11 protein-coding genes and 1 pseudogene are annotated in these 11,380 nt (G+C 66.1%); all 12 read left to right on the top strand.

The annotated features are described in order from the left end of the window. Positions 1-8: 8 nt before the first annotated feature. The 12 genes and pseudogenes from RTCK_RS03545 (at position 9) to RTCK_RS03490 (ending at position 11,378) form a co-directional block, all read left to right on the top strand. The gene (locus tag RTCK_RS03545; protein WP_142591657.1) at positions 9-221 is read left to right on the top strand and encodes a hypothetical protein; all 213 of its coding nucleotides are present in this window, start codon (positions 9-11) and stop codon (positions 219-221) included. Positions 222-328: 107 nt separating this feature from the next. Beyond that, positions 329-589 carry a hypothetical protein gene (locus RTCK_RS03540; RefSeq protein ID WP_142591655.1) on the top strand — a complete coding sequence of 87 codons (261 nt, stop codon included), beginning with the start codon at positions 329-331 and terminating at the stop codon, positions 587-589. Positions 590-635: 46 nt separating this feature from the next. Then, positions 636-1,306: pseudogene (locus RTCK_RS03535) on the top strand (response regulator transcription factor). 5 nt (positions 1,307-1,311) lie between these two features. Further along, the gene (locus RTCK_RS03530; protein ID WP_142591653.1) at positions 1,312-2,718 is read left to right on the top strand and encodes an ATP-binding protein; all 1,407 of its coding nucleotides are present in this window, start codon (positions 1,312-1,314) and stop codon (positions 2,716-2,718) included. A 96-nt stretch (positions 2,719-2,814) separates the two neighbouring features. Then, a complete protein-coding gene (locus tag RTCK_RS03525; RefSeq protein ID WP_142521329.1) occupies positions 2,815-3,234 on the top strand; it encodes a hypothetical protein in 420 nt (139 codons plus the stop codon). Between the two features lie 156 nt (positions 3,235-3,390). Then, positions 3,391-4,530, top strand: a complete 1,140-nt coding sequence (gene ccmI / locus RTCK_RS03520) for a c-type cytochrome biogenesis protein CcmI (RefSeq protein ID WP_142591651.1) — start codon at positions 3,391-3,393, stop codon at positions 4,528-4,530. Continuing rightward, positions 4,527-4,982 (top strand): cytochrome c maturation protein CcmE, encoded by a 456-nt coding sequence (gene ccmE, locus RTCK_RS03515; protein ID WP_142591650.1) that lies wholly within the window; start codon positions 4,527-4,529, stop codon positions 4,980-4,982. Before ccmI ends, ccmE begins: the two co-directional genes overlap by 4 nt. After that, positions 4,979-6,967, top strand: a complete 1,989-nt coding sequence (locus RTCK_RS03510) for a heme lyase CcmF/NrfE family subunit (RefSeq protein WP_142591648.1) — start codon at positions 4,979-4,981, stop codon at positions 6,965-6,967. The genes ccmE and RTCK_RS03510 overlap by 4 nt, the downstream gene beginning before the upstream one ends. Continuing rightward, a complete protein-coding gene (locus tag RTCK_RS03505; RefSeq protein WP_142591646.1) occupies positions 6,964-7,422 on the top strand; it encodes a cytochrome c-type biogenesis protein in 459 nt (152 codons plus the stop codon). Before RTCK_RS03510 ends, RTCK_RS03505 begins: the two co-directional genes overlap by 4 nt. Positions 7,423-7,558: 136 nt before the next feature. After that, positions 7,559-9,103, top strand: a complete 1,545-nt coding sequence (locus RTCK_RS03500) for a Do family serine endopeptidase (protein WP_142591645.1) — start codon at positions 7,559-7,561, stop codon at positions 9,101-9,103. A 105-nt stretch (positions 9,104-9,208) separates the two neighbouring features. Continuing rightward, a complete protein-coding gene (locus RTCK_RS03495; protein ID WP_408004501.1) occupies positions 9,209-9,961 on the top strand; it encodes a response regulator transcription factor in 753 nt (250 codons plus the stop codon). Between the two features lie 25 nt (positions 9,962-9,986). Continuing rightward, positions 9,987-11,378: a sensor histidine kinase gene (locus RTCK_RS03490; protein WP_142591892.1), complete on the top strand. Its 1,392-nt coding sequence runs from the start codon at positions 9,987-9,989 to the stop codon at positions 11,376-11,378. The last annotated feature ends 2 nt before the right edge of the window (positions 11,379-11,380 follow it).

Here is an 11,380-nt window from a genome sequence, read left to right as displayed (position 1 = left end):
GAAAGCGCATGGACGGCATGAAGACGTGGTATCAATCGAAAACGGTGTGGGGCGCGTTGATCGCGGTGGCCGCCTCGCTGGCGCAGGTCGCCGGCGTGGACCTGACGCCCGATATCCAGAGCGACCTTGCGGACCTCGCGATCGCCTTCGGCGGCGCGATCGGCGGGGCGCTCTCCATCTACGGGCGTATCTCGGCCGACACCGCCATCCGCCGCCGATAAGGGCGGGCGCCGTCGGCATTCATTTGCCATTCAGACGTTGTTCGTTACATATTCCACCAGATGCTTTGGGTCTGTTCGATCCGTTCTGAAGATGGAATAGTAGCACGATGGCGCGACTGCCGATCCCTGCGATGATCATCGCCGGCCTTGCCGGTCTTGCCGCCTTCGGTCCGGCGGCAGCCGGCGATTACTTCATCCTCGCCGCGGCCGACTGCGGCGATGCCGCAAGCCGGGTCGTCTCCGAGACGGGCGGCCAGTTGCTCTCAGCCCAGCCGTCCGCCGACGGCCAGACCTGCATCGTCACCGTCCTGGTCCAGGGCAGTGGCAGCGAACGGCCGCGCAAGGTAACGGTGCGGGTGCCGATGTAGGGCAGGAAGCGGCGGTTCCGGTCGCCGTGAACGGGTAGGGCAAGACATGCGCATCCTCGTAGTGGAAGACGACGTCAATCTCAGCCGGCAGCTCGCCGATGCGCTGAAGGAGGCCGGCTATGTGGTCGATCAGGCCTTCGACGGCGAGGAGGGGCACTTCCTCGGGGATACGGAACCATACGATGCCGTCATCCTCGATATCGGCCTGCCGGTGATGGACGGCATCACGGTGGTGGAGAAATGGCGCGCCGAGGGCCGCCGCATGCCCGTGCTGATGCTGACGGCGCGCGACCGCTGGAGCGACAAGGTGGCCGGTATCGATGCCGGCGCCGACGACTATGTGGCCAGCCCTTCCATGTCGAGGAAGTGCTGGCTCGCGTGCGGGCGCTGATCCGCCGGGCGGCTGGCCATGCCTCGTCGGAGCTCGTCTGCGGACCGGTCCGGCTTGACACGAAGGCATCGAAGGCCAGCGTCGACGGCATGCCGCTGAAGCTCACCTCCCATGAGTTCCGCCTGCTCTCCTACCTGATGCACCACATGGGACAGGTCGTCTCCCGCACCGAACTCGTCGAGCATATGTACGACCAGGATTTCGACCGCGATTCCAATACGATCGAGGTCTTCGTCGGCCGGTTGAGGAAGAAGCTCGGCGTTGACCTGATCGAGACGGTGCGCGGCCTCGGCTACAGGATGCAATCCCCCACCGACGTCAACTGACGGCAATGCTCGGGCCGCGCTCCCTCACCGCCCGCGTCCTGCTGCTCGCCACGCTGTGGTCGGGGCTGGCCCTGGTGGTGATCGCGTTGGTCATCTCGGCGCTCTACCGCCAGTCGGCGGAGCGGGCGTTCACCGACCTGCTGCGCGCCCAGCTCTACAACGTCATCAATTCCGTATCGATCGGCGAGGACAACAACCTCGTCGGCAATCCGCAGCTGGGCGACCTGCGCTATTCGCAGCCCGAGACCGGCTGGTACTGGATCATCGAGCCGCTCGGCACCTTTGCGGCCGCCCCCCTTTCCTCTCCCTCCCTCGGCGTGTCGAAGATCGCCGTTCCCACCATTCTCGCCGTCCCCTTCAACAACCGCTACGAGCGTTTCTACCCCGTCGTCGATGCGTTCGGGAACAACGTGCTGGTGGCGGAAACCGAAGTGGTGCTCGACAGCGAGGGGCGCGCCGCGCGCTTCCGCGTCGCCGGTAACCTGGATGCCATGGAGGAGGACATCCGCGTCTTCGACCGCAGCCTCTACATCGCGCTCGCCGTGTTCGGCCTGGGCAGTCTCGTCGTCAACGGCGCGGCCATCCTGTTCGGCCTGCGGCCCCTCGATCGCGCGCGCCGGGCCCTTGGGAAGATCCGGCGCGGCGAAGCGGAGCGCCTGGAGGGAGAGTTCCCCCGCGAAGTGCTGCCGCTGGTCAACGAGATCAACGCGCTGATCGAGAGCAACCGCCGCATCGTCGATCGTGCGCGCATGCAGGTCGGCAACCTGGCGCATTCCCTCAAGACCCCGCTCGCCGTGCTCCTGAACGAGGCCCGCTCGCTCGATCCGTCCCACGGCGAACTGATCGAATCGCAGGCCGAGGCGATGCAGGCGCAGGTACAGTCCTATCTCAACCGCGCGCGGATCGCGGCGCAGCGCGAATCCGTTCTGGTGCGCACGGAGGCGGAGCCGGTTCTCGAACGGCTGGTGCGGGTGATGCGGCGCCTCAATCCGGACAAGGAATTCAGCCTCTCCATCGATGCGGGCGCGGTGCTGGCGATGGAACAGCAGGATTTCGAGGAGACGGTGGGTAACCTTCTGGAAAACGCCGCCCGGTTCTGCCGGACCCGCGTATGGATCAGCGCGACGGCGGCGGCCGATGCTCGTGCCGGCGACGTGGCCGATGGCCCCCGCCGCACATGGCTGGAGGTCTCGGTCGAGGACGATGGCCCGGGCTTGGCGCCGGAGCAGATCGGCGAGGCCATGAAGCGCGGGCGCCGTTTCGACGAAAGCAGGCCCGGCGCGGGGCTCGGCCTGTCGATCGTGCGGGAGATCGCCGGCGAGTATCAGGGCCGCTTCGAGCTGGAGCGCAGCCGCAGGGGTGGCTTGCGCGCAACACTTCTGCTGCCGTCGGTCACCAAGGATGTTGCCTGATGCGTACAAAGACGCCATATCCACCTGACGCAATCTGACGAAAGATCGGCGGGCTGCGGCACATGCACCAGAATCCTCCCAACCGGTGTCGAAGACATGCGTTCTAGAACTTTCCAAGTTGGTGTCGCGTCGCTCGCCCTGGCGTCACTCGCCGGATGCTCGACCAGTTCCGGGAGTTCCGGAGGGCTGTTGTCCTCCCGGCCAGCAGCCTCGACGCCCTATATCGCCGCCCTGCAGGGCGGCATGGTCGGCCGCAGCGGCGTGACGGTCAGCAGCAGCGACAGGTCCCGCGCACTGGAGGCGGAGTACCGGGCGCTGGAGGCGGCCGCCGTGGGGCAGCCCATCCAGTGGACGGGCCGCGGCGTCAGCGGGCAGGTCACCGCGGCGGCTCCCTACCAGGTGGGCTCGCAGAACTGCCGGCAGTACAAGCACACGATCAACGCGGATGGCCGCGACGTCATCGCCCGCGGGACCGCCTGCCGCAACAAGGACGGCACCTGGACGCCGCTGATCTGAGACGGTGCCGATCCGACAGATTTGACATAAATCATGGTGGAACCGGCGGTAAGGGCGCATCTGGAGCGCAGGAAACTTGCGGCCAAACGCCTCAAATCCGCGTCATGACCGGCTTGACAGTTGGAAAGCCAGGCCGGTTCCAGTAATTGGACCATTATGTTTTTGTGGATCATCCTCGCCGTCCTGACCGCCGCCGTCGCGGCCGTCCTGCTCGCAACCCTTGCGCGGAGCGCCCGGTCTTCCGCGCCCGACCGCGCCGGCGAGATCGCCGTCTATCGCGACCAACTCGCCGAGCTGGAGCGCGACCGCGATCATGGCCTGATCTCGGCCGCCGAAGCGGAATATGCCAAGGCCGAGATCGGCCGCAGGCTGCTTGCCGTGGCCGGCGAGGCGGAGAAGGGCGCAGACTGCCCCACGGCCCGCACCGGGATGACCGCGACAGGCGTTGCGGTGACCCTTCTCGTCCCGGCAGTCGGACTTTCGCTCTATCTCCTGCTCGGCAGCCCGCAACTGCCGGACCAGCCGCTCGAGGCGCGCCTGGAAAACCCCGGCAACAACATGGCGCTGCTGGTCGCCAAGGCGGAACGCCACCTCGCCCAGAACCCCAATGACGGGGCCGGGTGGGATCTGCTGGCGCCGATCTACTTCAAGGCGATGCGGCTGGGCGATGCCGAGCTCGCCTACCGCAACGCCATCCGCCTTTTGGGGACAAGTCCGGAGAGGCTGGCTGGGCTGGGCGAGACGCTGATTGCCGCCAATGACGGCATCGTGACCGAGGATGCGCGGCTCGCCTTCGAGGAGAGCATCCGCCTTCAGCCGAACAATCCGCGCGCACGCTTCTATGTCGCGCTCGGCCTGGAGCAGGCGGGGCGCAACGAAGAGGCACGGACCGCCTTCGAGGCGATCGCCGCGGATTCGCCGACCGATGCGCCCTGGATGGACCTGATCCGGCAGCATATCGCGGCTACCGGTGGCGCGCCCGCCGAGACGGCAGAGGCCCCGAAGGGTCCCACGGCCGACGACATGGCCGCAGCAGGCGAAATGTCCGAAGGCGACCGTCAGGACATGATCCGCGGCATGGTGGACAGCCTGGCGGCGCGGCTGCAGGAAGACCCGAACAATCTGGAGGGCTGGCTGCGGCTGGTGCGCTCCTATTCCGTGCTAGGCGACAAAGACAAGGCGGCGGAAGCGCTTAGGACCGGACTGAGGAATTTTCCTGCGGAAGGCGACGAGGGGCGGCAGCTGATTGCGCTCGCCCGCGAAGTCGGCCTTGCCGTCGAAGGAGTGACGCAATGACACGCAAACAGAAACGGCTGGCGATCATCGCCGGCGGCATGAGCTTCATCCTCGCCGCGGTCCTGCTCGTCATGTTCGCCTTCAGCCAGTCGGTGGCCTATTTCTACATGCCGGCGGATCTCGCCACGACCGAGGTCTCCCCCGGCACGCGCATCCGTCTCGGGGGCCTCGTCGCCGAAGGATCGGTGAAGCGCGGCGAGGGTTCGACGGTGAGCTTTTCGGTCACCGACGGCTCCAACACCGTACCGGTGAGCTACAAAGGCATTCTTCCCGATCTCTTCCGCGAAGGGCAGGGCGTGGTGACCGAAGGGGCGTTCGACGCGGCGACCGGTTCCTTCGTGGCCGACTCGGTACTCGCCAAGCATGACGAGAACTACATGCCGAAAGAAGTGGCCGACCGCCTGAAGGAAGACGGAGTCTGGCAGCACGGCGGCGAGGGGGCGACGCAATGATCATCGAGGTCGGCCATTACGCCCTGGTTCTCGCGCTTGCGACCGCGCTCGTCGTCTCCATCGTGCCGGTAATCGGCGCGCGCCGCAACGACGCTGCGATGATGGCGCTCGCGCCGGTCGGCTCCATCGTCATGTTCCTGCTGGTGCTGTTTTCCTTCTCGGCGCTGACCTGGGCCTATGTGGTTTCCGACTTCTCGCTGAAGAACGTCTGGGAGAATTCCCATTCGATGATGCCGGCGGTCTACAAATTCTCCGGCGTCTGGGGCAATCACGAAGGCTCCATGATGCTGTGGCTGCTGATCCTCGTCTTCTTCAGCGCCCTCGTCGCCTTCTTCGGACGCAACCTCCCCGATACGCTGAGGGCCAACGTGCTGGCCGCCCAAGCCTGGATCACGACCGCCTTCACCCTGTTCATCCTGCTGACATCGAACCCCTTCCTGCGCCTCAACCCGGCACCGGCGGAGGGGCAGGACCTTAACCCGATCCTGCAGGATCCGGGTCTCGCGGTGCATCCGCCGCTGCTTTATCTCGGTTATGTCGGCTTCTCCGTCTGCTTCTCCTTCGCGGTCGCGGCGCTGATGGAGGGACGGATCGACGCGGCCTGGGCGCGCTGGGTGCGGCCCTGGACGCTCGCCGCCTGGACCTTCCTGACCGCCGGCATCGCCATGGGATCCTACTGGGCCTATTACGAGCTCGGCTGGGGCGGCTGGTGGTTCTGGGACCCCGTCGAGAACGCCTCCTTCATGCCCTGGCTCGCCGGCACCGCGCTCTTGCACTCCGCGCTGGTCATGGAGAAGCGCGAGGCGCTGAAGATCTGGACGGTGCTGCTGGCGATCATGACATTCTCGCTGTCGCTGCTCGGCACCTTCCTCGTCCGCTCGGGCGTGCTCACCTCGGTCCACGCCTTCGCGACCGACCCGACGCGCGGCATCTTCATCCTCGCGATCCTGATGCTGTTCATCGGCGGTGCCTTCGCGCTGTTCGCCTGGCGGGCGCCGATGCTGAAGGCGGGCGGCCTGTTCGCGCCGATCTCGCGGGAAGGCTCGCTGGTCCTCAACAACCTGATCCTGACGGTCGCCACCGCGACGATCCTGATCGGCACGCTCTATCCGCTGGTGCTGGAAACGCTGACAGGGGAGAAGATTTCGGTCGGCGCACCCTTCTTCAACATGACTTTCGGGCTCCTGATGATCCCGCTGCTGATCGCCGTACCCTTCGGGCCGATGCTGGCCTGGAAGCGGGGGGATCTGCTGGGCGCCATGCAGCGCCTCTACGGTGCGGCCGGCCTGGCGCTCGTCGCAGGCCTCGTGCTCTACTACATCGAGAACGGCGGACCGGTGATGGCCGTCTTTGGCCTCGTGATTGCCTTCTGGGGCATGTTCGGCGCTCTGGCCGATCTCTGGTACCGGGCAAACTTCGGCAAGCTGCCCGTCGGCGTGGCATGGCGCCGGCTGACAGGCCTGCCACGATCCGCCTTCGGCACGGCGCTCGCCCATTTCGGCCTCGGCGTGACGGTGCTCGGCATCATCATGGTGACCACCTATGAAACGGAGACGGTCGTTGAGATGAAGCAGGGCATGACGGTGGAGGCCGGCGGCTATTCGCTCGTCTTCGACGGCATGCGCGAGGCGGTGGGGCCGAACTTCACGGAAGAGCGCGGCCATTTCACGATCAGCCAGGGCGGGGTGGTGGTTGCCGACACATGGTCGTCCAAGCGCCTCTACACGGCGCGGCGGATGCCGACCACGGAAGCGGGCATCGTCACCTTCGGCTTCAGCCAGCTCTATGTTTCGCTCGGCGATCCGATCGCCGGCGGCGGCATGGTGGTCCGCATCTGGTGGAAGCCGTTCATTCTCTGCATCTGGGGCGGCAGCCTGATCATGATGGTCGGCGGCTTCGTGTCGCTCTCCGACCGACGGCTGCGGGTGGGCGCGCCGCGGCGCAAGGCCCGGCCGGCCCGGCTCGCGATGGAGGCCGCGGAATGATCCGGAAGCTTCTCCTCGCGGCCATGCTGGCGCTCGCTCCCCTCCCGGCGCTGGCCGTCAATCCGGACGAGGTGCTCGACGATCCCGTGCTCGAGGAGAGGGCCAGAAATCTTTCCGTCAACCTGCGCTGCATGGTCTGCCAGAACCAGTCGATCGACGATTCCAATGCCGAACTTGCCCGTGACCTCAGGGTGCTCGTCCGCGAGCGGCTCCAGAACGGCGACACGGATGAGGAGGTGATCGACTATGTCGTCTCCCGCTACGGCGAATTCGTGCTGCTGAAGCCGCGCTTTTCGGTGCGGACGCTGCTTCTGTGGACTGCGCCGGCGGTGCTGCTCCTGGGCGGGGCGCTGGTGCTCGTGCTGATAGCGCGCGGACGCCTGCAGGCACGCACGCCCGCCCCCCTGACGGCGGAGGAGCAGGCCCGCCTCGACGAGCTTGTCGGCAAGCGCTAGCGGCCGGCGGCAACATTACGAAGTTTTCATCCGTCCGCCACCTGCAGTTAAGGTGAGCCTCCCTATATCTCTTCGCATCCACCGCCTTCCGGGATGTCCCGGAACCAGTCACAATGAAGAGAAAAAGGTACTCACGATGCTGAACAGCAAAATTGGACGGCCCTCGCTGAAGACAGTCCTGAAGACCTCCACGGTCGCCGGCCTGGCTGCGGTGATGCTGTCGACCGGCATTCCGGGGCAGGTCATCAATTCCTTCGCCGACCCGGTCAAGGTCGAGGCGCCGCAGGCTCCGAGCTTCGCCGACGTCGTTTCCGCCGTTTCCCCGGCCGTCGTTTCCGTGCGCGTCCAGTCCGAGACGCAGGCCGCCAGCGACAACAGCAATTTCTCCTTCAATTTCGGCGGCCAGGGTTTCGAAGACCTGCCGAACGACCATCCCCTCAAGCGGTTCTTCCGTGAATTCGGCGGCCCGCAGTTCCGTGGCGGCCCCGATGGCGATCGAAGCGAACGCGGCGGCCCGCGTCGCATGCGTCCGACCTCGCAGGGCTCCGGCTTCTTCATCTCCGAGGATGGCTACCTCGTCACCAACAACCACGTCGTCGCCGACGGCGCCGCCTATACGGTGGTGCTCGATGACGGCACCGAGCTCGATGCCAAGCTGATCGGAAAGGACAGCCGCACCGACCTCGCCGTGCTGAAGGTCGAGGCAAACCGCAAGTTCACCTATGTCAACTTCGCCGACGATTCCAAGGCTCGGGTGGGTGACTGGGTCGTCGCGGTCGGCAACCCGTTCGGCCTCGGCGGATCGGTGACGGCCGGTATCATCTCGGCCCGCGGCCGCGATATCGGCTCCGGTCCCTATGACGACTACATCCAGATCGATGCCGCAGTGAACCGCGGCAACTCCGGCGGTCCTGCCTTCAACCTCGAAGGCGAGGTGATCGGCATCAACACCGCGATCTTCTCGCCCTCCGGCGGCAATGTCGGCATCGCCTTCGCCATTCCCGCAGCCGTCGCCCGTGACGTGGTGACGGACCTGATGGAAGACGGTAAGGTCGAGCGCGGCTGGCTCGGCGTGCAGATCCAGCCGGTCAACAAGGATATCGCCGAGTCCCTGGGTCTCTCCGAGCCGCAAGGCGCACTGGTCGTCGCTCCGCAGGAAGGCTCGCCGGGCCAGAAGGCCGGGATCGAGGAAGGCGACGTCATCACGGCTCTGAACGGCGAGCCGGTCAAGGATGCACGCGACCTCGCGCGCAAGGTCGCCGCCATGGGCCCGAACAAGAAGATCGAGGTTTCGGTCTGGCGTGACGGCAAGGCGCAGAACCTTGAAGTGACGCTGGGCAACCTCGCCAGCGAGGACGCCGCCAGCGCCGAGACGGAAGAGCCGGAAACGCCGACTCCTTCCACCGAACAGGCACTCGCCAGCCTCGGCATTACGGTGGCGCCGGCCGAGGACGGCTCCGGGCTTTCCGTGGTCGACGTCGATCCGGACTCGGAGGCTGCGGCCCGCGGGCTGAGAACCGGCGAGAAGATCGTCTCGGTCAACAACAAGCCGGTCGAAAAGGCCAGCGACGTCGAGGCGGCGATCGAGCAGGCCCGCGAGGATGGCCGCACCCGAGCGCTGTTCCAAGTCGAATCCGACCGCGGCAGCCGGTTCATGGCCCTGCCGATCAACGAAGGCTGACCGCAGTACACACCCGCATGATGCAAGGGCGCCGCCGGCAAGGCCGGCGCCCTTTTCACAAGCAGAACCCCGAGGCAATTCGGGATTGATCGCAGGGAGCGTCCGATGGACACGCTGAACCGGCCGGAGCCGCTCGAATCCGGTAGTGCAAAGGAAGCCGCTGACGCTATTGTGCCGCACATGAAGATTCTGGTGATTGAAGACGATCTTGAGGCGGCCGCCTACATGACGAAAGCGTTCCGCGAGGCCGGCATCGTGGCCGATCACGCGAGCGACGGCGAAAGCGGGCTCTTCATGGGCACCGAGAACAGCTACGATGTGATGGTGATCGACCGGATGCTGCCCCGGCGCGACGGACTTTCCGTGATCAGCGAACTGCGCAAGCGCGGCGTCGAGACGCCGGTCCTGATCCTGTCGGCGCTGGGTCAGGTGGACGATCGCGTCACGGGCTTGCGCGCCGGCGGCGACGACTATCTGCCCAAGCCCTACGCCTTTTCCGAACTGCTGGCCCGCGTCGAGGTTCTCGGCCGCCGCAAGGGCAAGCCCGAGCAGGACATGGTTTACCGCGTCGGCGATCTGGAGCTCGACCGGCTGTCCCACGAGGTGAAGCGGGCCGGCAAGGAGATCCTGCTGCAGCCGCGCGAATTCCGCCTGCTCGAATACCTGATGAAGAATGCCGGGCAGGTGGTGACCCGCACCATGCTGCTGGAGCATGTCTGGGACTACCATTTCGACCCGCAGACGAACGTCATCGACGTGCACGTCTCGCGGCTGCGCTCGAAGATCGAGAAGGACTTCGAAAGGCCGCTTCTCAAGACCATCCGGGGGGCGGGCTACATGATCAAGGACGAGGCCTGAGCGCGTGCTGACCCGGCTTCGCCTGATGTTCCGTTCGACGGCCGTGCGGCTGTCGGCCCTCTACATCCTGCTTTTCGCGATCTGCGCCGCCTTCCTGGTCTTCTACGTCACCGCAATGTCGGAGCGCATCCTGGTGCAGCAGACGCGCGAGAACCTCGTGGAGGAAGTGGGCGACATGCAGCGCGCCTACGAGCGCGGCGGCATCAACGCCATGCTGCGCATCATGGAGCGCCGGGCGCGCCAGCCGGGCGCCAATCTCTACGTCGTCACGGGACCGACCGGCGAGATCCTAGCCGGCAACGTGGCGTCCGTCCAGCCGGGCGTCCTGGACGACGAGGGCTGGACCCGCTTCCCCTTCACCTACGAGCCCTATGCCGAAAGCGGTCCTGCGCGGCGGCACATGGCGATCGCCAACGTGCTGTTCATGGAAAACGGATTGCGGGTGATGATCGGCCGCGATCTCGGTGAGCCGGGACGGTTCCGCGGCATCGTCCGCCGCGCGCTGATGGTGGCGCTGACGATCATGGGCGTCGGCGCGCTGTTCATCTGGTTCGGCATCGGACGCAATGCGCTGAAGCGCATCGACCGGATGTCGGCTGCGAGCCAGAAGATCATGGCCGGCGACCTTTCGCAGCGCCTGCCGGTCGGGCGCTCCGGCGACGAGTTCGACCGCCTCTCGGAATCGTTGAACGCGATGCTGGGCCGCATCGAAAAGCTGAACGAGGGATTGCGGCAGGTTTCCGACAACATCGCCCACGACCTGAAGACGCCGCTGACGAGGCTGCGCAACAAGGCGGCCGACGCGCTGGCCGACGAGGCCCCGGAGAGCCGCCGCGCAGCGCTCGAGGGCATCATAGGCGAATCCGACCAGTTGATCCGCACATTCAATGCGCTCCTGATGATCTCGCGCGTGGAGGCAGGCTCGGTTGCGGCCGAGATGAGCGAGGTCGACCTGTCCGCCATCTCTGCCGACAGTTGCGAGCTCTACGAGCCGGTGGCCGAGGAGGCCGGCCTTTCGCTGACGACCTCGATCGCTGCTGGCGTGAAGGTGAAGGGAAACCGGGAACTGATCGGACAGGCGATATTCAACCTTCTCGACAATGCCATCAAGTACGGCGGGGAGGGGGCCGGCAAGCCGGAGGTAAGGCTGGTGCTGAGCGCCGACGACGGTGCCGTCCGTCTCTCGGTCTGTGACAACGGCTTAGGCATTCCGGAGGACATGCGCGACGAGGTGACGAAGCGCTTCGTCCGGCTCGATGCCAGCCGCTCGAAGCCCGGCACCGGGCTCGGGCTTTCCCTGGTGGAGGCGGTGATGGACCTGCATGGCGGATCGCTGAGCCTGTCGGCGACGCATCCGGACGACGGGACGGCACAGGGCCTGACAGCGACGATGGTATTCCCGGCGTTGAAGCCCTAAGA

The sequence above is a fragment of the Pseudorhizobium endolithicum genome (assembly GCF_902153245.2).
Lineage (GTDB): Bacteria > Pseudomonadota > Alphaproteobacteria > Rhizobiales > Rhizobiaceae > Neorhizobium > Neorhizobium endolithicum.
The sequence above is the reverse complement of the archived record's forward strand: the minus strand, read 5'-3'. Positions and strand labels throughout refer to the sequence as shown.

Bases quoted from the DNA above. Each gene is read 5' to 3' on its own strand.
- RTCK_RS03545 (WP_142591657.1), top strand. From the start codon at position 9: ATGGACGGCATGAAGACGTGGTATCAATCGAAAACGGTGTGGGGCGCG.
- RTCK_RS03540 (WP_142591655.1), top strand. From the start codon at position 329: ATGGCGCGACTGCCGATCCCTGCGATGATCATCGCCGGCCTTGCCGGT.
- RTCK_RS03530 (WP_142591653.1), top strand. From the start codon at position 1,312: ATGCTCGGGCCGCGCTCCCTCACCGCCCGCGTCCTGCTGCTCGCCACG.
- RTCK_RS03525 (WP_142521329.1), top strand. From the start codon at position 2,815: ATGCGTTCTAGAACTTTCCAAGTTGGTGTCGCGTCGCTCGCCCTGGCG.
- ccmI (WP_142591651.1), top strand. From the start codon at position 3,391: ATGTTTTTGTGGATCATCCTCGCCGTCCTGACCGCCGCCGTCGCGGCC.
- ccmE (WP_142591650.1), top strand. From the start codon at position 4,527: ATGACACGCAAACAGAAACGGCTGGCGATCATCGCCGGCGGCATGAGC.
- RTCK_RS03510 (WP_142591648.1), top strand. From the start codon at position 4,979: ATGATCATCGAGGTCGGCCATTACGCCCTGGTTCTCGCGCTTGCGACC.
- RTCK_RS03505 (WP_142591646.1), top strand. From the start codon at position 6,964: ATGATCCGGAAGCTTCTCCTCGCGGCCATGCTGGCGCTCGCTCCCCTC.
- RTCK_RS03500 (WP_142591645.1), top strand. From the start codon at position 7,559: ATGCTGAACAGCAAAATTGGACGGCCCTCGCTGAAGACAGTCCTGAAG.
- RTCK_RS03495 (WP_408004501.1), top strand. From the start codon at position 9,209: ATGGACACGCTGAACCGGCCGGAGCCGCTCGAATCCGGTAGTGCAAAG.
- RTCK_RS03490 (WP_142591892.1), top strand. From the start codon at position 9,987: ATGTTCCGTTCGACGGCCGTGCGGCTGTCGGCCCTCTACATCCTGCTT.